The following is a 23187-nucleotide window of genomic DNA, read 5'->3' as shown; positions in this document are numbered from 1 at the left end:
AGCTTCTCGGTCCTGAAGGGACCGAGCTTCCAGCTCCTCGCCGTCGATGGTTTCGACGGTTCAGGCCGCGTCGTCGGCAGCGTGACTCACTGCCCAGCCCGCGACACCGCGCGAGGCGATGTTACGGGCCGCGTTGACATCGGCGTGCTCAGCAAAGCCGCACGACGTACAGGTGGAAATTTCCTGGCTCGGCCGGTTCCTCTTATCGACATGCCCGCACGCCGAGCAGGACTGGGAGGTGTAGGCCGCATCCACATGGATCACGGCGACCCCGGCCCGGCGTGCCTTGTAGGCGATGAACCTCCCGAACTGGTGGAAGCTCCACGAATGCGACGTGACTCGCTGGGGCTCGCGGAGCCGTACCCGGTCGCGGATGCCGCCATCCGCCGTGGTTCTCGTGCCGGCATGGCCGGCCTTCAGCCCGCACCGCATTCATCGGCTGTGACATGATCCATGCCGAAGCGGAGTGAGTTAGTGTGACCCGCGTGAGCTCGCGTGAGGTGGCCGCCGGCCCGTTATCGCGCCTGGTGGCGCGTGCCCGCTCAACCGCACTTGTCGGGAGAATGGGTGGGCGGCGCCCCGCCCCGCTGGTCGAAGTGGCCGGTCTGCTGCTCGTGATCCTGCTCTTCTCACGGCTTCATGCCGCCGCCGGGAAGGACGTCGCAGCCGCCACCGCCAACGCTCTGGCCCTGCAATCCATAGAACGGGCCCTCCACCTGGACATCGCCCTGAGGGCGAACCAGTGGCTGACCGAGCATCCAGCCCTCATCCAGCCGGCGGTGTACTACTACCGCCTGTACTACCTCGTGATCATCGGTGTGCTGGTGTGGGTCTTCGTCCGGCACGCCGATGTCTACGCCAAGGTCCGCCGGACCCTCATCGCGATGAGCGTCCTCGTGCTGCCCGTCTTCTGGGCGCTGCCCATGTCGCCCCCGCGGTTCGCCCTACCGGGCGTCGTCGACATCATTGCCGAGCACGACATCCTGGGCGGCCATGCCTCACGAGAGGTCGAGAACGGCCAGAACCTGTATTCGGCGATGCCCAGCATGCACGTGGGATGGTCGTTGTGGTGCGCGTATGCCGTGTGGTACGCGCTGCGGGCCTCCCATCCGCGATTGGCGTTGCTGGCGTGGATCTTTCCGCTGGGTATGGTCGCAGTCGTGCTCATCACAGGGAACCACTATGTGCTCGACATCGCCGGAAGCGCCGTGTTGCTGCTCGTCTCCATCGCTGTCGTATCAGCGTGGGGCCACCTGGCCGAGCGCCGGCGTGCTCGGATTTGAGCCCCTGCGGACAGCCGCAGGAAAACCGGTGCCGCCCGGCTGCTTGCTCACCTCACGATCGCCGTTTCAAGAACAAGCTCCGTGCGATATACGTGCAATGATCATGAACCCTGTAGCCACGAGACATGGCTGCGGTGCGGGTGGAAGGCCCTCTGCCCTCCATAACGGTCACGCGCTGTAAACCGCTGCAGGCTTCGCAGCGTAAGACTGCGACAGGGGAAAACCAGTACAGCGGGTGGGATTACCGTCACCCTAAGCCGAGAACTTCGACCCCGTGACCGCAATGGCCGCCGCAGCGCAGGGTGGCGGCACGAGAAGAGGGACTCGACCATGCCCAAGTACCTGATTCAGGCGACCTACACCGCGGACGGCCTCAAAGGAGTGTTGCAAGATGGCGGCACCGGACGCCGGCAAGCGGTGGAGCGCATGGCGGAAAGCGTCGGCGGCCGGGTCGAGCAGATGTATTTCGCGTTCGGCGAGACAGATACGTATGTGATCGTCGACCTGCCGAGCAATGCGGCTTCGGCCGCTGTGGGTCTCACCATATCGGCGTCTGGGGCGGTACGAACGAGGACGGCTGTCCTGCTGACGCCAGAGGAGATCGACGATGCCGCGCGGATGGAGGTGGCATACCGGGCTCCTGGCGCGTGACAGCCGGGTGATTGCGAGCGCCTGGACTGCGGCTTGTGCGGCTGCTGCCTGGCGCGATTGCGATGGATGTCCGCGGCGCGGTAGTAGACCGTCTTCCATTCCCGTTGAGAGGCCAACACCCCGCCGTCGCGCAGGGTCGCCAGGTGGGTGGAGGTGGCTGACTGGGTCGGCGACATGCGTTCGGGGCGGATTCCTGGTGCACCCCGCAAGCGGTGACACCCTGCGGGCCAGGGGAGTCGTGGCGGCCGGCGGCTCCTTCGGCAACCCCTACACGCCGACGATCCCCGGCCAGGACGGCTTCACCGGCTTCGACACCCTGCCACCGCACTGGCTGGCCCGCATCGCCACCGGCATTCTCGTCATGGACACCGGCGACTACGCCGCCTCACTGGCGGACGGCCGGATGGACCGGCGGCCCATGTTCACCGCCTTCGACGCCAACCAGGTCGTGTGGGCGGACGGGACCCGCGAACCAGTCGATGTGGTCATCTACGCCACCGGCTACCTGCCGCACCTGGACTACCTGGCCCCGCTCGGCGCCCTGGCAGCCTACGGCCTGTGACCCGGGCTCTGTGACATGGGTTCCGCGCTGACCACCCTGCCCCTGATCGTGCTCGTGCCGGCCACCATGCCGACCGTCGGCACCTGCCAGACGGACCGGGCGTCGAACTGATCTCCCTCCACAACGACGGCTTCGAACGGGCACGGCGTCCGCTGCTGCGTTCGGAGTCTCAGGGCGCCTGGTCCTGGCTCGAGCCAAGGGACCTGTCCGTCGGGCGGATCTCGCTGAACAGCCTGAGCGTCACCGGCCGCGGCGGAAGCCAGGCGGGCAGGCGCAAGCTTCTTGAGGAGAACACCGTCTCCAGGACGATCTTCACGTAGGGGCGCTCACCGGGGATCTCGGCGCACACGACCGAGACGGGTGAGCGCACCGCCTGGCGTCCGAATCGCAGCCACGCGTGTGCGTCGCGGTCGAGTTCTGCCGACTCCCAGTGCAGCACCGGTGGCTCGGCGCGGCGCGACGGTAGGGGGAGCTGCAGGGCGAATCCCGCCAGGGCAGCGTTGGGCCGCAGGTAGAAGGCGCCGTCGAGGCGTGGCGGCGCGTACAGGAGCCGAGGGCCTTTCCGCCTGCTCGTCGTCAGCCTCGCTTCGGTCGCCTCCAGGACGATCCGCCATGAGCCGGGGCCGATATGTGAGGACGTCGCCATGGATCACCTCGCCGTGGTTCAAACGTGCGCCAGTCACTCCTAAGACGCAGGGCGCCGCACGAATGTGACATCCCCTCGCTGTGGAGGGCTTCCGGAGATGTCACAATCCCCCGCCCTCTGGCGTCTTAGTCATGACGCGGACAGAAAGGTAGTCGCCCATGCAAACCGGACCGAAGGTGGTCCCCGGCACCATCGCACGGACATCAGCGTTCCTTGACGACCGCCTGGGAGCGGGCCGTTTCCTGAACCGCAACCTGCGCAAGATCTTCCCGGATCACTGGTCTTTCCTGCTGGGCGAGGTCGCGCTCTACTCGTTCGTCATCCTGCTGCTCACCGGCACGTTCCTGACGTTCTGGTTCAAGCCGAGCATGGGCCACGTGGTCTACGACGGCGTCTATGCGCCGTTGAGGGGTGTGGAGATGTCGCAGGCGTACGCCTCCACGCTGGAGATCACCTTCGAGGTGCGCGGCGGGCTGCTCATCAGGCAGATCCACCATTGGTCGGCGCTGCTGTTCATTGGCGGCATGATGATCCACGCGCTGCGCGTGTTCTTCACCGGCGCCTACCGCAAGCCGCGCGAGCTGACCTGGGTCATCGGGGTCACGATGCTCGCGCTGGCCCTGCTGGAGGGGTTGACGGGCTATTCACTGCCGGATGATCTGCTGTCGGGTGCGGGCCTGCGGGTCACCGAGGGCGTGCTCATGTCGCTGCCACTGGTCGGCACCTACCTGACCTTCTTCTTGTTCGGCGGGGAGTATCCGGGCGAGGACGTCATCTCCCGGTTCTACGCGCTGCACATCCTGCTGATTCCGGGGACGCTGCTGGCGCTGATTTCGGCGCATCTGGTGCTGATGTGGGTGCAGAAACACACCCAGATGCCGGGCAAGGACCGCACCCGCACGAACGTGGTAGGCGCTCCGCTGTATCCGTCGTTCATGGCCAAGACCGGCGCGTTCTTCCTGTTCACCCTGGCCGCGGTGGTGGGAATGGGCACCTTCGCCCAGATCAACCCCGTGTGGCTGTACGGCCCTTACAGCCCGGCCGACATCTCGTCCGGCTCCCAGCCCGACTTCTACCTGGGCTTCCTGGAGGGCGCGCTGCGCCTGATGCCCGCCTGGGAGGTCAACCTCCTCGGCACCGCCCAAGCGGGCACGGTGCCGTTGAGCGTGGTCATCCCGGCGGTGGTGCCGCTGGGCGTCATCCTCACCGGGATGCTGCTCTACCCGTTCATCGAACAGTGGATCACCGGCGACAAGCGTGAGCACCACATCCTGGAGCGCCCCCGCAACAACCCGCACCGCACCTCGATCGGCATGACCGCCGTCGTCTTCTACGGCGTGCTGTGGCTGCTGGGGGCCAACGACGAGATCGCGTCCACCTTCCACATCAGCCTGAACGCCACCACCTACGCCGGACGCGTCCTGGTGATCGCCGGACCCGTGCTCGCCTACCTCATCACCTACCGGATCTGCCTCGGCCTGCAACGCTCCGACGCCGAACTCATCGGACACGGTGTGCCCACCGGCGTGATCAAGCGCCTGCCCAGCGGCGCGTTCACCGAAACGCACACACCGCTGACCGAGGACATCGAGGCGCACCTGCGCGCCAAGGAAGCCGTGCCGGTGCTCACCGCTCACAACGGTTCCGGCGTCCCGCCTGCACGCATGCGCAGCCCTCTCGGCAGACTACGGGCCCGGATGTCCGCTGCGTACGGCGGGCAGAAGGTCGCCCTGGACGAGGAGCACGACCGGTCCCTGACTCACTGAATGTCACGTGCCCGCGGGCCGGGGCCGCGCCGGCCGGCGGCGTCGGCACCGCGTTCCCAGGCCCGACGGTACCCGTACCGGGCTGCGTGTGCCGAACTCGACTTCGGCTCCTATCCGCTGGGCGTGTCAGTCAGCACCGAGCGCATGAACGCTCTTCGAGCAGCGCCCGCCACGACGCCCAGGCGTGACCGCGCTCATCACCGACGAAGCTGGCACGCTCACCCGCGACGATCTGTGGCTACGGCGGGCGGCAGCGCCAAGATGTTCGTGCCGAAGGAGAAGACGGCCGGCTTGTTGGGCGACCAGTCGAGATGGCGACGGGCTGCCGGTGGTGAGGGTCTCTCGCACGGTGTCACAGCCGAGCGGGCACATCGTCTTAGCTAAGCCGTACAATTCGCCGCCATGAGGGCATGGGTGACGGCGCTAGCCGCCTGCTTGATCACGTTAGGCTGTGCCGCGGAGCCCACGCTCGTCGTGTCGGCCCCCTCGCCGTCAGGCACGCCCACGGTGTCGGCCCCTTCGGCATCGGCCACGCCTACCGCGGAGATCTCCAACAGGTGGGTCCGAGTCCCCGGTCTGCCCAACGACGGCGCGTGGGAGCGTGGCCTGCGCGACGTGAGCGCCGCCGGTCCGGAGCTGGCGTGGGCGATCGGATACACCGGCTGGGAGGACAGCGTGTCGACCTCGCTGCGCGCCTGGGACGGGTCACGGTGGCGCGCGGTGCCCGTCCAGGGAAGTCTGGGCGGCCTGGCGAGCATCGACTCCGACGGGCCGCGCAACGCGTGGATGCTGGGCGGAGGTTTCGACGAGGCCTTCGCCCAGCACTGGGACGGACGTGCCTGGCGACGGTACCCGATCCGGGTGCACGGGCGGGACGTGGCCGTCGACGGCCGCCGGGTGGTCGTGATCTCGGACACCGCGGTTCTGGCCTGGAACGGCGCCGCCTTCGTCACTGAAAGAGTGCTCGGCGGCAAGGAGACGGGGCTGGTCGCGGTGGACACCGGCGCCAGTCACACCTGGGTCGCCGGGGCACGGGGAGATCAGCAGCCCGTGATCTGGCACGGGCATGAAGGCAGGTATGAGGAGACCGCGTTCCCCGAGGGCTACCTCAACGCGATCTTGCAGATCGGCCCCGACGACGTCTGGGCGGTGGGCAGAGCCGGTGAGCAGCCCCTGGTGCTGCACTGGGACGGCCGATCCTGGCAGCGACCCGCCATCCCGCCGTGTAAGGGCGGGTTGGAGAGCGTGACCGCGTTCGGACCTGACGACGTCTGGTTCGCAGGCAAGGACTACGACGCGCCCGGCGGAGTCTCGGTCCTGCACTGGGACGGCCGGAGCTGGACGAAAGAGGCGCCGCCGCCGGGCGGGGCGGGGCACCACGCAGTGATCGAGCGGATCCCCGGCACCTCCCGGCTGTGGCTGATGGTAAACGTGGACCACGGCGATTCCGAGTCGATCGTCACCTTCCGCAGGGAATAGCGGGGCGTCATCCTCAAGTAACGGCCCGATCGGCGCGGTCTCTGTGGCCGTGAGCCTCCGCCGAAAGGTCCTGCCAGTCGGCCCAGGTCTTGAGCCGGTCGGCGTAGACCTGCTGGAGCATCGGGTAGAAGCCCTGGCCGAAGAGCACTCGCAGGGGTGGGTTGCCGGAGTCGACGATCTTGAGGAGTGCCCGGGCCGCGGCGGCCGGGTCGCCGGCGGGCTGCTTTCCCGCGAACCCCGCGATGCGCCGGCGAAGGCCGTCGTAGATCGGGTTGGCCTCGGCCATGTGGCCGTTGGCGAGCGGATCGGGGTTCTTGCCGTCCCTGGTGGCGAAGCCGCCGGGCTCGACCACGGTCACCTTGACGCCGAAGTCGGCGACCTCTTGGGCGAGGGATTCGTTCAGGGCTTCCAGGGCCCACTTGGAGATCTGGTATGCGCCGCCGAGCGGCATCGCCATGAGCCCGGCGGCCGAGGACATCTGGATGATGTGCCCTGCGCCCTGCTCGCGCAGGTAGGGCAGCGCGGCCTGGATCACCCACACCGCGCCGAACACGTTGGTCTCCAGCTGGTCGCGCAGTTGCCGCTCGGTCAGCTCCTCGATCGCGCCGATCTGGGCGTAGCCCGCGTTGTTCACGATGACGTCGAGACGGCCGAAGTGCTCCTTGGCGCGCTTCACGCTCTCGAAGACGGCGGCCTTGTCGGTCACGTCCAGCTCCAGCGGAAGCACCGCGTCGCCATGGGCGGCGACCAACTCGTCAAGACTTTCGGTGTTCCGGGCGGTCGCGGCCACCTTGTCGCCGCGAGACAGGGCGGCCTCGACGAAGTTGCGGCCGAGGCCGCGGGACGAACCGGTGACGAACCAGATCTTGCTCATGATGTCTTTCCGTTCTTTCTGTGGTGGCGGTTGCGCGGTGGTCACCACGCAACGGGGCCAAGGCGATCACTCGTGGAGTTGCGTGCCGCGGAACGTTCGCGCGGCGTCCTGACGAAGATGAGGCGCCGGCGACCCGGACTTTGTGACAGTGCGGTCATGTGACGTGCGCCACCGATCACGGGTGTCACACCGCGGTGAGGGCCGGCGTCTTGTGCGTAGAGCACAGTTGAGAGCGAACGGCAGGGGCCAGGTATGAACGAGCGCAGCGAGCCAACGACGGGCACAGCCGAGCCGCTCGCCGGCGGCGGCACGATGGACTCCGCCACCGAGACGTTCGTCGCCCACCGCAACCTGCTGTTCACCGTCGCCTACGAGATGCTCGGATCGGCCGCCGACGCCGAAGACGTCCTCCAGGAGACCTGGCTGCGGTGGATGAAGGTCGACATGGGGCAGGTGCGCGACCAGCGCGCCTACCTGGTCCGGATCACGACCCGGCAGTCGCTCGACCGGCTGCGCACCATGAGGCGCCGCAAGGAGGCCTACGTCGGCTCCTGGCTGCCCGAGCCGCTGCTCACCGCGCCGGACGTGGCCGAGGACGTCGAGCTCGCCGAGAGCGTGTCGATGGCGCTGATGCTCGTCCTGGAGACGCTGTCGCCGACCGAGCGCGCCGTCTTCGTGCTGCGTGAGGCCTTCGATGTCAGCTACGACGAGATCGCGGCCGCCGTCGACAAGAGCCCCGCGGCCGTCCGCCAGATCGCGCACCGCGCCCGCCGGCACGTCGATGCCCGCCGCCCTCGCGAGGTGGTCCCCCCGAGCGAGACCCGGGCGGCTCTGGAGTCGTTCCAGCGCGCGTTCGAAACCGGGGACCTGCAGGGCGTCCTCGACATGCTCGCCCCTCAAGTCGTCCTTGTCAGCGACGGCGGCGGCGTCAAGCGGGCCGCGCCGCGGCCGATCACCGGCGCCGACAAGGTGGCCCGCTTCATCGTCGGCGGCCTCGGCAAGGCCGAAGTCGTGCTCACCGGTGACCCCACCATGGTCAACGGCAACCCGGCACTCGTCCTACGCGTGGACGGCGAGATCGACGGCGTCATGGCGATCCGGGTCGAGGACGCCCGCATCACCGGCCTCTACTACGTCCGCAACCCCGAGAAGCTGACCCGCATCGAATCCGAGACCCCACTCACCCTGCGATGAATACCGGTGACGAGCCGGCCCGCAGCCTCGTAGCCCGGGATGCGAGGCCGGCTCAAGCTGAAGTTCCGCGTCACCACCGAGGCCAGCACGATGTGCGCGTCGCCGCCGAACGCGGCGCCTTTCCGCGTGGCCTTCGCTTCCAGTTCGGACGATGTCGGATTCATGACAGGTCCCCTAATCGAAGGACGGCGCCGAGGTTGCGACGGCGGCCGATGGCGGTGTGCGCGTACGCGCCGAGCACGGCGCTGGCGGCCAACCCGGCCGCCAGCGCCATGGGCGTGAGCAGGCCGGGGGTGTAGTCGCCGACGGGCAGGCCGCCGGCATAGGAGGACATGTCCACGCCCGGCCCGAGCGCGGCCGGCAATCCCAGGCCCAGAGCGAGGCCCACCAGCGCCGTGATGAGGACCATGGGCAGCAGCTCCAGCACGGTCAGCTGCTGGGCCTGCCGGTCGGACAACCCGAGCGTACGCAGGAGCGACACCGCCCTGGCCCGGCCAGGCGCCCCGATGACCAGCGACAGGACGATCGCGACCAGCGCGTACGACCCCAGCGCCACCGTCACTACGAGCAGTGTGGAGCGGACCGTGCCGGTGAGCGGGTCGGCCTGGATGGCGGCCAGCGCCTGCTCCTGGGTCTCCACGGTGGCCGACGGGACCAGCCGCGCCAGCTCGGCGGGCGAGGCGTCACCCTTGATCAGCAGCGTGTTCGCCGCGGGCCAGGGCAGCACCTCCCGCGGCACGACGAGGAACTGTCCGCTGGAGTAGAACCCCGGAACCGAGTCGATCACACCCTGGGTGGTCAGGTTCACCGGCGACAGCCACCTGATCTCGAAGGTCCCCCGTCTGCCCAGCTCGGGCGAGAGCAGCGCGGACGTGCCCCCGGACAGCGTGGGCAGGTCGATGGGCCCGTCGCCGATGACCTGCCGCCACTGCGCCAGGTCCACGGCGACGGCGTAGGGCCGCTCCCCGGTGATCCCGATCTGCACCCGGCCCGTCAGCGCGAGCGCCACCTGCTCAACCCCGGCGGCCTTGCGTACCCGCTCGATGGCGTCGGCCGGGATATCCGGGATCGACGTCAGCTTGATCGGCGCGCCCACCTTCTGCCAGGACGCCAGCCGCTGCGTGGTGGCGATCCCGTCGTAGATCACCGCGGCGAACACCGACACGCTCAGCGCGGGCAGCAGGATCAGCACCGGCAGCGCGCTGGCGGAGCGCGCCCTGGCCGCCCTGGTCACCCCCAGGAACGGCACGGCCGCCCGCCCTCGCGCGGTCAGCCGGACGAGCAGCCGCAGCGGGTACGGGTAGCAACGCAAGGTGATCAGCGCGGCCGCGAGCGTCAGCGCGATCGGGATCAGCAACAGGAACGGATCCTGCTCCGCGGAGCCGGACAGCCCGCGGGCCCGCAGCAGGTACGCTCCCGCCAGCGCGAGCACGACGACCAGCACTTCCATCGTCACCCGCCGCGCGGACGGCCGGACGGCGACCATGTCGTCGCGGCGCTCGTGCAGCGGCGTGCGATGCGCGAGCACCAGCCGCGCCACGGCGAAGGCCACGGCGGTGACGACCACGACCGCCGGTCCGAGGTGAACGATCGGCAGCACGGGCCCCGGCATGAGGAATGACAGCGCGGACCCGGCCAGGGCCGCGGGCCCCACCGCGAGCGCGGTCAGCGCGGCCCCGGCCCCTGCCACCTGCCACAGCGACCCGCCGCGCGCCCGCGCCAGCGCCAGCGTGTGATCCAGCCGGTCGGTCAGCAGCCGCACGCCCAGCGCGATCACGCCGAGCGCGACCGCGAGCAGCCCACCGAGCACCAGGTACATGATGGTCTGCGCGGCGGACAGCGCGGCCCGGAAGTCGCCGAGCAGGTTGGGCAGCCCGGTGACCAGGCGGTAGGTGGTGGTGCTCGTCCCCTGGACCGTCACTTGCCGCTGGAACTCGGCGACCGCCGCCTCGACGTCCGGCACGTCCAGCGCGCTCGCGGCCCGCCCGTCGAGGGGGAGGACCCAGCGGTAGATCAGGTTGGGTGCCTTGCTGCTGAGCACGGCCAGCCCGTCGTCGGACATCAGTGTCGTGGTGTGGAACTCTTCCGGCTCGGTCGTCGGCACCACCCGGGTGACGTGCAGGATGTCGGAGTCGTGGCTCCAGGAGCGGTCGCCCGGGTCCTTGGCCTTGAAGACGCCGACGATCTTCACCGCGGCGTGGTCCCTCTCGCCGAGCACCTTGGTCTGGCCGATCCGCAGGCCCATCCTGCGTACGGCCTCGTCCACGACGCCCACCTCGATCACCGGGATCGTCGTGCCCTCGTAGCGCATGGTGGACGGCTTGCCGGGTTTGCGGCCCCGCACCCAGTCCACCCGCCGGTCGGCGTCGGACAGCCAGCCGAGGTTGATAAAGGTCTGGGCCCGGCCGGTCCCGACGACGCGTGCGCGGAAGGTCTTGGCGCTCATGTGACCAGCGGGCCGGATCAGGGGCCGCAGTGCCGCCGGGAGGAGGCGGCGCCAGTGAAGGTCTCCGGCCTCGAACTGCGCGCGTTCGTGCAGGTCCCCGCCGGGTCTGAACGGCTCCCCGGCCACGGTCAGGTCGGTCTGCACGGCGGCGGCGGTGGCCAGCGACCGGCGCAGCGCCTCGTCGAACGACGCCTGCATCGTCCTGGGCAGCCCGGTGACGAGCAGACAGGCCACCGTCGTCAGCACGACGAGCAGTGCCGATGTGCCCGCGTGCGCCCGGACCCCCAGCAGGATCCTCACCGGTCTTCCAAGATCTGCCCACGCCGCAGGTGCCGTGCCAGCCCGGCGACGATCGCGAGCAGCACCCCCGCCACCAGTGCCAGCATCGCGGCCGTGGCCGCCCACGGGATGTGGAGCAGCACGCCGGGCGTGACCGCCGACGCCTGCCCGGTCAGCACGATGTGCGGGACCACCAGGTTCCCGACGACCACGGCGAGCCCGGTGCCGGCCGCCAGCGACAGCCCGATGACGAACGCCTGCTCCGTCGCCAGCAGCCCGAACACCTGACGGGAGCTGGTCCCGAGCGCCCGCAGGACGGCGAACTCGGCCCTCCGCTCCCGCGCCGCGACCACGACGTTCACCAGGAACCCGAGCACCGCGAACCCCAGTGCCGCGGCGAATCCCAGGATCAGCGCCCCTTGCAGCCCGCTGGCCAGCGGATCGTCCCGCAGCGTTGCCGCCAGCTCACGCCGGTCGACCGCGGCCACGTCCCACTGAGGGCTCTTGCGAAGGATCTTCAGCGCCGGTGCGGTGTCGGCGGCGGCGAGCCACCACTCGGTGACGGGCCGGGGCGGCCGCGCCGCGGCCAGCTCGTACGCCTGCAGCGCCCCCAAATCGGCGAGCACGGCCTGCTGGCCGGAGGCGCTCGTCGGCATGCTCGCCACGACGCCGACCACTCTTACCTGCAGGATCCGGCCGGCGAAGCCGGCCGGCCCGGTCTGCCCGACGCCCAGCTTGAGCGAGGCGGCCAGGCCGGGGGTGAGCACCACGGGCAGCGGCCCGAGCTCCCGCAACGGCGCGAAGGCGACCACGCCCGGTGTCTCGCTGGAGGCCCGGGACACCGGCACGTCCCGGCCATCCGCGCTCAGCCCGGTCAGCCTCAGACCGGTCTGCTCGCCCATGACGAGGCCGCGCAGCGACAGCGGATACGTGATCTTGCCGGAGCGTCCGGCCAGCGAGACCAGATCGAGCTCGATCCGGTTCCCGCCCTCCCGTAGCTCGCCGAGCGACAGATCCCGCCACACGCCCAGCGCGTCGGACAGCACCATCCGCGCCGGCCCGGCGGCGTCCGCCTCGACCCGCACGGTGAGGGTGCGCGGCTGTCCGGGCAGGTCCAGCTTGCCCGCCTGGTCTCCGGCGAGGGCCCGGGACATCTGCGCGACCGTCTGCCCCGACAGGTCGGGGCGCAGGTCGAACAGCTCACCGAGCTGGGCGGCGTCGAGCCCGAGCAGCAGCGCGCTCTCGCCGCTCACCTGGGTCTGCCCGCGAAAGGCGGGGGAGGCCGCGGTGACGCCGGGCAGTGTGGTGAACGCCGTGCCCCGCCCGAGCGACCCCAGCTCGGGCCCCTCGGACGGCCCGGACAGGCGCAGGTCGGCCCCCGCTTGGTGGTCGGCCTGGTCGAGCTGTGAGGCCTGCCAGGTGGAGGTGGTGGCCATGGACACGATGCCGATCGCGATCGCCAAGGTCAGCAGCAGCGCGGGGCCGGCGTACTTGAGCGGCCGCCTGCTGACCTGCCATGCCCCCAGCGCGGGGGCGAGCGTGGGCCTGCGCGAGGTCAGCCGCTCGGCCAGCCGCGACACGCGCGGCACCAGCCGCAGCCCCAGCATGCCGCCCGCGAGCAGGGCCAGCGCCGGGCCGGAGATGATGAGCGGGTCGATGCCGAGCCCGCCCGCCGCCGTCACGGTGACCGGCGCGCCGTAGCGCTGCAGCTGCCAGATCGACAGCGCGGCCACCGTCAGCAGCGCCAGGTCCGCGCCCGCCCCCTCGATCAGCCCGCGCAGGCCGCGGCCGCGCGCCGACTGCTCCTCCACGTACGTGCGCCGCGCACCCGCCAGGGTCGGCAGCGCCAGCAGCACGGCTGCGGCCAGGGCGACGCCGAACGACACGAGGAACGCGCCGAGATCGGCCGACGGCGTGAGGCGCACCCCCGAGGACCTGATCCACGGCAGTCGGTGGACCAGCGCGAGCAGCGGCGGCCCGAGGAACGGCGCGACGATCGCGCACGGGACCGCCACCAGCAGCGCCTCACCTCCCGCCAGCGCAGCCAGGCGCACCGTACCCGCGCCGCGCGAGCGCAGCAGCGCCACTTCCATGCGGCGGTGGTCGGCGAGCAGCCGCGCAGTGAGCATCAGCGCGTACGCGGCCAGCAACAGCAGTTGCAGCACCGGGATCAGCATGGTGGAGCGGGTCACCAGGGACGCGGTGGCGAGCTGGGTGAGGATCTCGGGCAGGCGGCTGACGGTCAGGCAGTTCACGCAGTCGGCCGCCGTCAGCCGCTCGCCCACCTGGTCGATCGCTTCCGCCAGCGGGCGCAGCCGCTCGGGCGTCAGCGTGCTGAGGTCCGGCTCCGCGGTCCAGGTGGCCCTGACACTGGTGGCGAAGCGCGCGACGAACGTTTCCTTCGCCACCATCAGCGGCCCGTACGTGCTGTACTCCCCGCGTTCCACGCCCCTGCTCAGCAACTCCTCGCCCGCCCAGCGCTCGCCCACGGGGTCGTCGAGCTGGAAGACACCGACGATGCGGACCGTGACCGGGCGCCGGTCGAGCCGCCCATTCGTGACGAACTCCCGGCCGGCCTCGAACCCGGTGGCCGAGGCCGCCGGCAGCGAGATCGCCGCCTCGACGGCCGGTCCGCCGGTACGAGGCCACCTGCCCGAGACCAGCTGGGCATGCCGGTCGAGCCCGTCGTGGCTGCCGAACCTGAGCAGCTCGGGCAGCTTCTTGCCGTCCTGCCCCGGCATGACGTATGAGTCGGAGCGGAGGCTGGTGGTGACGGCCGGGAGTGTGGTGTAGACCCTGGTGAGGTCGTCGCGCACGGCCCGGTCATACCTGGGGAAGGTCTCGGCGGTGACCTGCGCGCTGATCGTGGTGGTGGTCTGGCGGTACGAGGCCGTCTCCATAACCCTGCGGATGCCGGCGTCGGCGATGGAGGAGGCGTACATCGTCAGCGCCACCAGTGTGGCGGTCGCCAGCAGGATCGACCCGAACGCGGCCAGGAGGGGCAGCGGCTCGCTGAGCGCCCTTTTGACGACCAGCGGCCCCCGCATCCCTCCCCCTTCGCCCCTGTAGTAGACCTTCCGGGCGTGGTCGGACGAGAGCAAGAGTGATCTCTTCAACGGTGACGCACCTGATACGCCCCCGTGATATTTGAAGCTGTTTCACAAGGGTGAACACCATGGTGAGCGTGTAGAACGTCAGATTCGGCTTCTGGTGCCGGGTCCAGTGTGCCTACCGCGCGGGGGGTGGCCACCGCCCTGGTGGTCAATCCCAACACCGTCGCGAAGGCGTATCGCGAGTTGGAGCGGGACGGACTGGTCACGGCCCGGGCAGGTCAGGGCACCTTCGTGACCGGCAAGGTCGAGCAGGTGCCGGTTGCGACCTACGCGCGGCTGTCTCACAAGCTTCGCCTCTGGCTCGACTCAGCGCGGGAGGCCGGCCTGGAGCTCGATCAGGTACGGGCGCTGGCAGCTGCCGTGCTCGACGACGAGCAGAATCGGGCGTCGGCGTGAGTATCGAGCCTGCTCTGCGCATAGCCGGGTTGGGTAAGCGCTACGGTCGGCGCCGCTGGGCCCTGCGCGACACCACCCTCGACCTGCCCCAGGGACGGATCATCGGTTTGGTCGGCGCCAACGGCGCCGGAAAGACCACGCTGCTGCACCTGGCCATCGGTCTGCTGCGGCCCACCGAGGGCACCGTGTCGATGTTCGGCCGGCCTCTATGGACGAACAAGGCGCGGGGAGTGACACAGGTGGGGTTCGTGGCCCAGGACCACCCCCTGTACCAGAGGTTCACCGCGGCGGAGATGCTGCACTACGGCCGCTCGATCCCGTGAATTCGAGCAGGGTACGTGGCGGCTGGCCTTCACCCAGGGCGTGAGCCGCACCCGATGGCTGGTGACCCAGTTGACAGTGGTCGGCGCCGGCGCCGCGACCCTGGCACTCATGTTCGCCTTCCTGTTGAAGAGTCCGCCAGGCCGAATTACCTGACGCCGCTGGTCCGTGTCACCGATCCAGCAGTCGAGGGCCAGCAGGGCTGGCAGCCGACGAGCGAATGGGTCGTTGACGACGGCTTGATCGACAAGGCCGGCCAGCTCCTGTCCGACGACGAGAAGGGAGCCATCATCCGCCACGTCTACGACGGCGCCGCGGCGCGTGAGGGCGGAGCAGCAGTAGAGCGGTACTTGGCCGACCACGGCCTGCGCCATTACATCGAATACCACCCAGGCAGCAGGTTTCTGACCCTGCAGCTCATCGAGGCCGCAGTCTTCCTCGGCCTGGCCACGGCGCTCATCACCGCGGCGATCCTGCTAGTGCGCAGGCGTACAGCGTAAGCGGATGCTCGGAGGTATTGAATCCTCACCTAAAGGATCATTAACTTCAATGTGGCCGGCACAGACGTGTGTGTGCCGGCTCGCGGGATCGCCACCGGCGCCCGTGCGCTTGGTGTCAGGCTTTGGAGGTACAGTGACGCCGGATTCGCCCTCCACAATTGATCACATCTCGGCCGGATACCACCCTGACCCCGCGCTGTCGATGTCGTTGCACGCCGACGCCTACACCGATCCGAAGTGGTTCGACGTCGACCAGCGGGCGATTTTCGCTCGCTCGTGGCAGTGGCTGTGCCATGTGGAGAAGCTGCGAGAGCCCGGAAGCTATGTGACGGGGACGGTGGCCGGCATGCCGATCGTCGCCGTCCGGGACGAGGCAGGCGCGCTGCGGGCCTTCTACAACGTGTGCAAGCACCGCGCGCACGAACTCCTGACGGGGTCCGGTGTCCGACGCAGCATCGTGTGCCCTTACCACGCCTGGAACTTCGACCTGACCGGCCGGTTGAGGCGAGCGCGCAACACCGGCGACATGCCGGGCTTCGACACCTCCACGGTGTGCCTGGACCAGATCCAAGTCACCGAGTTCGGCGGCATGGTCTACGTCAACCTCGATCCCACGGCAGCTCCTCTGAACGAGCAAGCCGGAGACCTGCAGGCGGAGATCGAAGCGCGAGCGCCGGACGTGGCCAAGCTGACCCTCGCCCGCCGGCTCACCTACACCATTGCCTCCAACTGGAAGAACGTCGTCGACAACTTCCTGGAGTGCTACCACTGCCATGTGGCTCATAAGGATTTCGTGTCCCTGGTCGACATGAGCACCTATCGGGTCACCACCTATGGGATCTACTCCAGCCACATGGCCCAGGCCGGTAAAGCGGACAACTCCGCCTACGACGTGACAGGCGCGACGGTTACCGAGCACGCGGTCTGGTGGCTGTGGCCGAACACCTGCCTGCTGCGCTATCCCGGCCGCGGGAACTTCATGGTGTTGCAGATCATCCCTGACGGCCCGGAACGGACGCACGAGATCTGGGACTTCTATCTCGAGACCGCAGAGCCGAACGAGGCCGAACTGGACAGTATCCGGTACATCGACGAGGTTCTCCAAGTGGAGGACATCGCCTTGGTGGAAAGCGTGCAGCGCGGAATGCGCACCCCCGCGTTCACCCAGGGGAAGATCGTTTACGATCCCAACGGGTCCGGGTTGTCAGAGCACGCGCTCCATCATTTCCATGGTCTCGTCCTCGACGCCTACCGCCACGAGCTTGAACGCTCCGGCTCGGCTCCCATGAAGGAGATCACCCCTGCTCCTTGAGCCGTTCAAGACGAGCTTGGGGCGGTGTACGGCGCGCACGCCGTACACCTGGGAGATCAGTTCGGGGGGAGACCGAGGCGCTTCAGGGGAGAACGACCGCGAGATCGTCTCCGCCGACGTCGTATGGAGATCGAATCGCGACCAGACCAGGAAGCCCGGTGCGAGCACTACGCGCCGTTCGTTGCCCATCTGCTCGTGGGCGATAGCGGAGCGGCCCCGGCGGGTGACGAACTCGCTAACCGGCGATGAGGCCGGCGTCAGCCAGAACGGCCAGGCCCAAGCCGGCGCACAGGAGCGCCACGGGCCAGGCCTTCTGGCTGAGGGCGACTATCACGCCTGCGAGGAGCGCTATGAGGGCCATGGCGAGGAGAGCGGTCATAGTGAATGCTCCTGCCCGCGGGAAGCGGACTCTAGCGGCCGGATCTCAGGCTCGGGCGGGACGCGAGCGCAGGGATCGGGCCGGTCAAACCGCCATCCGGTTAGCGATCTTGCTCGCGATCCCCGCCGAGCCAGGCCAAGTAGTCGATCAGCGCGGCCGCCGTGAGGTAGATGGCGGCTGCTGATGGGCCGGCACCAGGACCGCACCGACCTGGGGCGCGTGTTCGGCGCCACCGGCATCGTCCCCGAACGCGGCGACGAAGGCATCGAGGATCCGGGAGCTGACCGGCGGCGACGGCACCCAGGCGGTGCTGGAGTGCGTCGGCACCCGGCAGGCGATCGAGACGGGCCCTCGGCGTGGTCCGCGACGGTGGCGTGGTCAGCCGGGTCGGCACGCCGTAGTACGAGGAGGTGCCGGACGGCTACCGCGCGATGGCCGACCGCCAGGCGCTGAAGGTGCTCATCCAGCCCTGAGCCGCGCCGGTGGCGTTCCACCGAAACCCGCCTGCGCAAGGGTCCGAGCAACGGCCTGACCAAGGACGGACTCATCGAGGCGATCACCGGCGGCCGGAGAACTGTTCCCATCGCGCTGTTAGAGGCTGTGTGGATCAAAAAAAGAGGGGCGGGGCTGGAGCGTGGTGGTGGCCCGGAGGAGGACGGCGGCCGGGACGCGAGGGCCGGCTTTCAGAATGACCGTGGTGTCGTCGCGGTCGATCACGTAGGTGGTGCCCGTGTCGGTGGCTCGCCGCCAGGTACGAGGGCTCACCGGTTCGAACGCGGAGTCCTCGCCGGGCGGATCCACACGAGAGCGGACGATCACGGCGATGGTGGAGGCGTCGCGCTCGGCGGGGGTGACGGCGTGGTGGAGCGCCGATGGGCGCAGGAGGTAACGCAGGCCGCCGGGCCGGGTGGAGAGGTGTTCGATCCGGTAGCCGGGCAGGTCGGGAGCGATCAATGGGATCCCGGGGTCGGGCAGGTGGGGCCCTGGCGTCGCCACCGGGATCGGAGGGGGACCGCCCACGGCCATCAGCGGCAGCTGCTGCCACCACCACCAGGGTCTCCCCGGCGTGGTGAGCAGGGCGGTCAGCCCGTACCCCAGGGCCAACGCGACGGAGACGGTGACCAGCGAGTTTTCGATGATCCGTGAGGCCACCGAGTTGAGGACGACCCCGGCGACGACGCCCGCGATCGGGGCCGGCAGAGCGACGTGCCAGGCGGGCCGCACGCGCAGCGCCCACAGCAACGGCCAGGCCATGACGAGCAGGAACGGTACGGCGCCCGCGATGATGCCCAGCCCCTGACCGACGCGACCCCAGCCACCGGTGTCACCCGAGCCGTCGTACGGGACGACGGCCAGGCCGGCCAGGGCGATCGCCCAGGCGAGGAGCGGAAGGGTGAGCCCGACCAGCGCGGCGGCCAGCGTACGGCGCGCGACTGGCTGTGCGGTGAAGCGCCTGCCGGTGGAATGCACGGGATCAAGGGTGGCATGTGGCGGCGGACCGGGAGAATACGATCGTGAAACGTGCCGCCGCAAGGCAGGCACTCGCCGAGCCGATGAGTTCACCCCGGAACCGGTGTCTAACAGAGAACGACCTTGGAGATCTCGACGGAGGTAGATCATGGGCAAGATGCTGTATTCGGTCACCATGTCGCTGGACGGCTTCATCGCCGGTCCAGGTGGTGACATGTCCTGGCTGACCGAGCACCTCGGGCCCAACGAGACAGTGGACGAGCTCATCGGCGAGATCGGTGCTCTCCTCGTCGGCAACCGCACCTTCCGTGGCGACGACCCGCACAAGGACACGGACAAGGAGGGCAAGGCGTTCGGCGGCGGGTGGACCGGACCGCAGTTCGTGCTCACTCACCACATCCCCGCCACGCCGGTGCCGGGCATCACCTTCGTCGGCGACCTCGACAGCGGGGTTGCGGCGGCCAAGGCGGCCGCGGGGGACAAGTACGTCAACATCCTCGGCGCCGACGTCGCTCGGCAGTGTCTCGACGCGGGCGTGCTCGACGAGATCTTCGTGTGCGTCGCGCCTGTCCTGCTCGGCGACGGTGTCCGGCTGTTCGATCGCCCGGGCGGGACCAACGTCAAGCTCGAACGCCTCAGTCTGACCCACGCACCGAAGGCGACCAACCTCTGGCTGCGCGTCGTCAAGTAAGCCGGTCGACCTCGCCTCGTCGAGCAGCCTCGTCGAGCAGCCTCGTCATGCAGCGCCGTCATGCAGGCCGTCGAGCAGGCCCTCTCAGGCAGGTCCACCGAGTAACCCCGCGTTTCGGAGGACGGCTGGGCTCAGGAAAGGTCGACGACGAGGCCGGAGACGGCGATGCCGAGCTCGCCGCCGTATTCGGTCCGAGCGGCGGCTTGCGCGGCGGTCATGTCGGTGCCCGGTTGCAGGTGCGTCAGCAGCAGGTGACGGGCGTCGGCCTCCCGCGCCTGCCGGCCTGCCTGGCGGGCGCTCGTCAGGTAGCGCCGCGAATCCTCGGGCACCTGGTCCGCGTAGGTGGCCTCGGCCAGGAAGAGGTCGGCGTCGCGCGCCAGGTCCACCACGTCGGGGCTCGGGCCGGTGTCACCGGTATAGACGAGCACCCGCTCACCCGCTGTCAGCCGTACGCCGGCATTGGGCACCGAGTGCGGCAGCAGGCGGGTCTGGACGTGGAACGGGCCGATGTCGAGCCTGCTGCCGGCGGTGAACTCGTGGGCGACGTAGGCACTGGCCAGCATCCCGGGGCGGTCCAGCGCGAGCACCGCGTCCAGGGCCCCGGGCAGTGAGTGCACGGGCAACGGCGACGACGGGTCGTCACAGAACGTACGCGCTCGCAGGAGTGGGTTCAGGTCGGCGCAGTGATCGGGATGCCCGTGGGTGATGAACACCGCGTCGACCTGGTCGGGGGTGACCCGTTCGAGCAGCCGGGGCACCGTCGCGTATCCGGGGTCGACGAGCAGCCTGAACCCGTCGTGCTCCACGAGGTAGCCGCTGCAGGCCTGACCCGCGTCCGGCCATGCGCCGCGTCCGCCGAGGATCGTCAAGAGCATCCATGAACCCTAACGCCCGGTGCCCCCGATGATCGAGGGTACGTTTCCGGTCTCGGCGTCGCCTCCTGGCCGAGGCTCCGGAAGCTCGAACGGTCGAGAGAAGCGCTACTCGATCGGCACCGCGGTGCCGCGGACCTTGACGCGGGTGTCGCCGGGGATGGTGGCGCACGTCAGCAGGCTGGGCCGGCCCATGTCGACGCCCTGGTGGATGGTGAGGGTGGTGTTCATCCCCGAGGCGTCCGAGGTCGCGCAGGTAGCCGGTGAAGGCGGCCGCCGCGGCGCCGGTGGCCGGGTCCTCGATCACCCCGCCGGGCGGGAACGGGTCGCGGACCTGGAAGACGGTGGGAGATTCGGCCCAGAAGAGGTGGACGGTGACCCAGCCCAGCTCCGCCATGATCTTGCCGAGGGCCTCGAAGTCGTAGTCGAGGTCGGCCAGGCGGTCCCGGGTGGCCGCGGCCAGGCTCCTCTCGCAGAGCGGCCCTGCCAGTCCTGCCGGTCCCGGGTCCTGCCGGTCCCGGGTCCCGCAGGTCCCGGAGGACCGGCCAGTGGATCTGGTGGCATCGGCGGGAGAATGGGCGCATGGACGCTCAGCGGGCTCGCGAGAGGTTCCGCGGCGAGCGGGTCGCCCGCCTCGCGACGGTGGGCGGTGACGGCGCGCCGCACCTGGTGCCTGTCACGTTCGCCCTGGCCGGCGACCAGGTGATGATCGCGATCGACCGTAAGCCTAAGACGACGACGGACCTGAAGAGGCTGCGCAACATCCGGGCCGATCCCCGGGTGACGCTCCTGGCCGACCACTACGAGGACGACTGGGCACGGCTCTGGTGGGTACGCGCCGACGGCTCCGCCCGCGTCGTCGAGACCGGGACGGCCTGGGCCTCGGCGATCGACGCCCTGGCCGAGAAGTACGGCCAGTATCGAACGAGCCGGCCGGATGGCCCGGTGATCCTGGTGGACGTGTCCCACTGGTCCGGCTGGTCGTATTCCGGATAGTTCGTACCGGTAAAGAAGTCGCTGTTGGGATCCCGAGCCCGAGGATGCCGCTCGGGCTGATCCAGCCCGTCATCCGTGCAGCTCGTGCGCCGTACAGCCGTACAGCCCGTCATGCGAACACGGCAATGGAACGGGACAAAGGGTGTCAGACGGCGGCGGGAACGGGGGCAGGGGCGGGGGAGCCCGCTACGCGTCGCGCCACGAACTGCGCGAACTGCCCGTGGGCGACCACCGTCGCGCCGAAGCCCACGGTCACCACGGCGATGAGCGGCATGCGGCCGTCGGGGGCCAGGAGGACGGCCGCGCCGTCGGCGAAGCCGGTGCTGGCCACGGCCCAGCCGGTGACCGCCGCGGTCACCCACCGGCCGGCCAGCCGCACCACGGGTGGCGCGTTCGCCGTGAGGGCGGCGGGCACGGACAGGACGGTGAAGACGAGTAGCACGCCCGCGGTCCCGCCGAGGGTGAAGGTGCTCTCCTCGGCGGCGGCCAGCGTGATCGCGCTCATCAGCAGGCGGGCCGTCAGGCCGATGACGATGCCGGCGCCCAGCGCTCCGGCGAGTGCCGCCGCGGCCAGCCGGATCAGGCGCCCTCGCCCTCCGATGACTTTGTCCATGCCCCACCTTCCGTCTCAAGGAAGGTTTGTATCGGTCCAAATCTGGCCGAGGCAATGCCCGGAGAATTCCGTAACTCGCCCGTTACTCTTGATATATCGCCTTATGGGGTATTTGTGGGTGGCCGAACGAGACGTCCGATAGCTGCCAGCCTCCGCCGCCCGCCAGGCGCGACAGTGGATCGCGTGACAGCGACGCACACCCCCATGACGCACACCCCCATAGAGTCCAACATCCTGTACTTCGGCACCCCGGTGGTGCTGATCTCCACCATGAACGAGGATGACACCCCCAACCTGGCACCCATGTCGTCGGCGTTCTGGCTCGGCTGGCGGGGCATGCTGGGCCTGGGCGCGAGGTCCAAGACGGCGCAGAACCTGCTCCGAGCCCGCGAATGCGTCCTCAACCTGCCCTCCGACCAGATGGCCGCGGCGGTCGACCGGCTCGCGCTGACCACCGGCCGCGATCCGGTCCCCGAGCGCAAGCACGACCGCGGCTACCGCTACGTCCACGACAAGTTCGGTCGCGCCGGGCTCACCCCGGTGGAGTCGGAGACGGTCCGGCCGCCGCGTGTGGCCGAATGCCCGGTGGCCATGGAGGCCGTGGTCGAGGCGGTCCACCCGGTGGCCGACGAGGACGAGGCGCAGCGGGGCGGCATCATCGTGTTCGAGGTGCGGGTGCGCCGCCTCTGGGTGCACGACGAGATCCGGCTGGCGGGCACGGACGACCATATCGACCCGGACGCCTGGCGGCCGTTGATCATGAGCTTCCAGAAGCTGTACGGCCTGGGCCCGCAGGTGCACCCGTCCACGCTGGCCCGGATCCCCGAGCGGTTCTACCGCAGCCCCGACCTCGACCGGGCTCGGCGTGTGACCAGTTCTTAGACGGCAGGTGGGGAGGTCCGCCCGCGGCCGGGCATGGTGAGGGGAAGGGGGGTGGCGATGGGAGAGGCCGCACCCGTCACACACCCGTTCACACGCCGGTGCCGGAAGGTTCACGTCGTCGGCGCCTGATGCGGCCGGCATCCACACCGAAGGAGAAGTCCGATGCCGTTGGTCAATGTGAAGGTCATCGAAGGGGTGTTCACCGAGGCCCAGAAGGCCGAGATCATCACGGCGGTCACCGACGCGATGGTCGGAGTCGAGGGGGAGGCCATGCGCCCGGTGACGTGGGTCGTCGTCGAGGAGGTCAAGAGCGGTGACTGGGCGATCGGCGGGAAGCCGCTGACGACCGAGGACGTGAAGGCGTTGGCCGCGGGGGCGCCCGCCGGCTGACCGGGCCCCGTCCGTCCGACACGGGGACGCAAGGCGTGGGCCCCGCGTTCGCCGCCGCCCGGCCGCTCGGCC

Annotated in this window: 23 protein-coding genes and 3 pseudogenes; 15 read left to right on the top strand and 11 right to left on the bottom strand. The window is 69.6% G+C overall.

What is annotated here, in order from left to right; translation table 11 throughout:
• Positions 1-60: 60 nt before the first annotated feature.
• A pseudogene (locus AB0C16_RS00905) lies at positions 61-378 on the bottom strand (transposase); the annotation flags it as partial.
• A 107-nt stretch (positions 379-485) separates the two neighbouring features.
• Between AB0C16_RS00905 and AB0C16_RS00900 the strand changes: the two are divergent.
• The 3 genes from AB0C16_RS00900 to AB0C16_RS00890 all read left to right on the top strand — a co-directional run bounded on the left by AB0C16_RS00900 (position 486) and on the right by AB0C16_RS00890 (position 2496).
• Complete coding sequence (locus AB0C16_RS00900; RefSeq protein WP_357677426.1) at positions 486-1283, top strand: phosphatase PAP2 family protein; 798 nt, start codon at positions 486-488, stop codon at positions 1281-1283.
• Positions 1284-1613: 330 nt separating this feature from the next.
• Complete coding sequence (locus tag AB0C16_RS00895; protein ID WP_357677424.1) at positions 1614-1934, top strand: GYD domain-containing protein; 321 nt, start codon at positions 1614-1616, stop codon at positions 1932-1934.
• A 196-nt stretch (positions 1935-2130) separates the two neighbouring features.
• Positions 2131-2496, top strand: coding sequence for a hypothetical protein (locus AB0C16_RS00890; protein ID WP_357677422.1), 366 nt, complete (start codon positions 2131-2133; stop codon positions 2494-2496).
• A 169-nt stretch (positions 2497-2665) separates the two neighbouring features.
• Here the strand turns inward: AB0C16_RS00890 and AB0C16_RS00885 are convergent, their stop codons facing one another.
• On the bottom strand, positions 2666-3142 hold the full coding sequence (locus tag AB0C16_RS00885) for a hypothetical protein (protein WP_357677420.1): 477 nt from the start codon (positions 3140-3142) through the stop codon (positions 2666-2668).
• 158 nt (positions 3143-3300) lie between these two features.
• On the opposite strand from AB0C16_RS00885, the gene AB0C16_RS00880 reads away from it, so the two are divergent.
• Positions 3301-4908: a ubiquinol-cytochrome c reductase cytochrome b subunit gene (locus tag AB0C16_RS00880; RefSeq protein WP_357677418.1), complete on the top strand. Its 1608-nt coding sequence runs from the start codon at positions 3301-3303 to the stop codon at positions 4906-4908.
• A gap of 402 nt (positions 4909-5310) precedes the next feature.
• The gene (locus tag AB0C16_RS00875) at positions 5311-6387 is read left to right on the top strand and encodes a hypothetical protein (protein WP_357677416.1); all 1077 of its coding nucleotides are present in this window, start codon (positions 5311-5313) and stop codon (positions 6385-6387) included.
• A gap of 13 nt (positions 6388-6400) precedes the next feature.
• On the opposite strand, the gene AB0C16_RS00870 is transcribed toward AB0C16_RS00875, so the two are convergent.
• A complete protein-coding gene (locus AB0C16_RS00870; protein ID WP_357677414.1) occupies positions 6401-7261 on the bottom strand; it encodes an SDR family NAD(P)-dependent oxidoreductase in 861 nt (286 codons plus the stop codon).
• Positions 7262-7513: 252 nt separating this feature from the next.
• Here AB0C16_RS00870 and AB0C16_RS00865 point away from each other — a divergent pair, with 252 nt between their 5' ends.
• Positions 7514-8455: an RNA polymerase sigma-70 factor gene (locus tag AB0C16_RS00865; RefSeq protein WP_357677412.1), complete on the top strand. Its 942-nt coding sequence runs from the start codon at positions 7514-7516 to the stop codon at positions 8453-8455.
• A gap of 160 nt (positions 8456-8615) precedes the next feature.
• Here the strand turns inward: AB0C16_RS00865 and AB0C16_RS00860 are convergent, their stop codons facing one another.
• Positions 8616-11201 (bottom strand): FtsX-like permease family protein, encoded by a 2586-nt coding sequence (locus tag AB0C16_RS00860; RefSeq protein ID WP_357677410.1) that lies wholly within the window; start codon positions 11199-11201, stop codon positions 8616-8618.
• Complete coding sequence (locus AB0C16_RS00855; protein WP_357677408.1) at positions 11198-14296, bottom strand: ABC transporter permease; 3099 nt, start codon at positions 14294-14296, stop codon at positions 11198-11200. The genes AB0C16_RS00860 and AB0C16_RS00855 overlap by 4 nt, the downstream gene beginning before the upstream one ends.
• A 126-nt stretch (positions 14297-14422) precedes the next feature.
• Here AB0C16_RS00855 and AB0C16_RS00850 point away from each other — a divergent pair, with 126 nt between their 5' ends.
• From AB0C16_RS00850 to AB0C16_RS00835, 4 genes are all read left to right on the top strand, one after another.
• Positions 14423-14689: a GntR family transcriptional regulator gene (locus AB0C16_RS00850; RefSeq protein ID WP_357677406.1), complete on the top strand. Its 267-nt coding sequence runs from the start codon at positions 14423-14425 to the stop codon at positions 14687-14689.
• On the top strand, positions 14686-15012 hold the full coding sequence (locus AB0C16_RS00845; RefSeq protein ID WP_357677404.1) for an ATP-binding cassette domain-containing protein: 327 nt from the start codon (positions 14686-14688) through the stop codon (positions 15010-15012). Before AB0C16_RS00850 ends, AB0C16_RS00845 begins: the two co-directional genes overlap by 4 nt.
• Before the next feature lie 54 nt (positions 15013-15066).
• A complete protein-coding gene (locus AB0C16_RS00840) occupies positions 15067-15510 on the top strand; it encodes a hypothetical protein (protein WP_357677402.1) in 444 nt (147 codons plus the stop codon).
• Between the two features lie 133 nt (positions 15511-15643).
• On the top strand, positions 15644-16822 hold the full coding sequence (locus AB0C16_RS00835) for an SRPBCC family protein (RefSeq protein WP_357677400.1): 1179 nt from the start codon (positions 15644-15646) through the stop codon (positions 16820-16822).
• Positions 16823-17057: 235 nt separating this feature from the next.
• Here the strand turns inward: AB0C16_RS00835 and AB0C16_RS00830 are convergent, their stop codons facing one another.
• Positions 17058-17201: a hypothetical protein gene (locus tag AB0C16_RS00830; protein ID WP_357677398.1), complete on the bottom strand. Its 144-nt coding sequence runs from the start codon at positions 17199-17201 to the stop codon at positions 17058-17060.
• A 177-nt stretch (positions 17202-17378) separates the two neighbouring features.
• Between AB0C16_RS00830 and AB0C16_RS00825 the strand changes: the two are divergent.
• A pseudogene (locus AB0C16_RS00825) lies at positions 17379-17674 on the top strand (zinc-binding dehydrogenase); the annotation flags it as partial.
• A gap of 118 nt (positions 17675-17792) precedes the next feature.
• Here AB0C16_RS00825 and AB0C16_RS00820 read toward each other — a convergent pair.
• Complete coding sequence (locus AB0C16_RS00820) at positions 17793-18671, bottom strand: hypothetical protein (RefSeq protein WP_357677396.1); 879 nt, start codon at positions 18669-18671, stop codon at positions 17793-17795.
• Between the two features lie 148 nt (positions 18672-18819).
• Between AB0C16_RS00820 and AB0C16_RS00815 the strand changes: the two genes are divergently transcribed.
• On the top strand, positions 18820-19362 hold the full coding sequence (locus tag AB0C16_RS00815; protein ID WP_357677394.1) for a dihydrofolate reductase family protein: 543 nt from the start codon (positions 18820-18822) through the stop codon (positions 19360-19362).
• 131 nt (positions 19363-19493) lie between these two features.
• Here the strand turns inward: AB0C16_RS00815 and AB0C16_RS00810 are convergent, their stop codons facing one another.
• The 3 genes and pseudogenes from AB0C16_RS00810 to AB0C16_RS00800 form a co-directional block, all read right to left on the bottom strand.
• A complete protein-coding gene (locus AB0C16_RS00810; RefSeq protein WP_357677392.1) occupies positions 19494-20237 on the bottom strand; it encodes an MBL fold metallo-hydrolase in 744 nt (247 codons plus the stop codon).
• Between the two features lie 105 nt (positions 20238-20342).
• On the bottom strand, positions 20343-20465 hold the full coding sequence (locus AB0C16_RS00805; protein WP_357677719.1) for a hypothetical protein: 123 nt from the start codon (positions 20463-20465) through the stop codon (positions 20343-20345).
• A 49-nt stretch (positions 20466-20514) separates the two neighbouring features.
• Positions 20515-20631, bottom strand: a pseudogene (locus AB0C16_RS00800) (phenazine biosynthesis protein PhzF); the annotation flags it as partial.
• Positions 20632-20816: 185 nt separating this feature from the next.
• Here AB0C16_RS00800 and AB0C16_RS00795 point away from each other — a divergent pair.
• A complete protein-coding gene (locus AB0C16_RS00795) occupies positions 20817-21230 on the top strand; it encodes a TIGR03668 family PPOX class F420-dependent oxidoreductase (protein ID WP_357677390.1) in 414 nt (137 codons plus the stop codon).
• A gap of 145 nt (positions 21231-21375) precedes the next feature.
• Here AB0C16_RS00795 and AB0C16_RS00790 read toward each other — a convergent pair whose 3' ends face one another.
• Positions 21376-21843: a hypothetical protein gene (locus tag AB0C16_RS00790; protein WP_357677388.1), complete on the bottom strand. Its 468-nt coding sequence runs from the start codon at positions 21841-21843 to the stop codon at positions 21376-21378.
• Positions 21844-22026: 183 nt separating this feature from the next.
• Between AB0C16_RS00790 and AB0C16_RS00785 the strand changes: the two genes are divergently transcribed.
• Both AB0C16_RS00785 and AB0C16_RS00780 read left to right on the top strand, forming a co-directional pair.
• On the top strand, positions 22027-22725 hold the full coding sequence (locus AB0C16_RS00785; RefSeq protein ID WP_357677386.1) for a flavin reductase family protein: 699 nt from the start codon (positions 22027-22029) through the stop codon (positions 22723-22725).
• 162 nt (positions 22726-22887) lie between these two features.
• A complete protein-coding gene (locus AB0C16_RS00780) occupies positions 22888-23115 on the top strand; it encodes a 4-oxalocrotonate tautomerase family protein (protein WP_357677384.1) in 228 nt (75 codons plus the stop codon).
• Positions 23116-23187 lie beyond the last annotated feature (72 nt).

The organism is Nonomuraea sp. NPDC048916 (assembly GCF_040649575.1).
GTDB lineage: Bacteria > Actinomycetota > Actinomycetes > Streptosporangiales > Streptosporangiaceae > Nonomuraea.
Note: the sequence above shows the minus strand (reverse complement) of the source record. Positions and strands in the feature narration are given on the sequence as shown.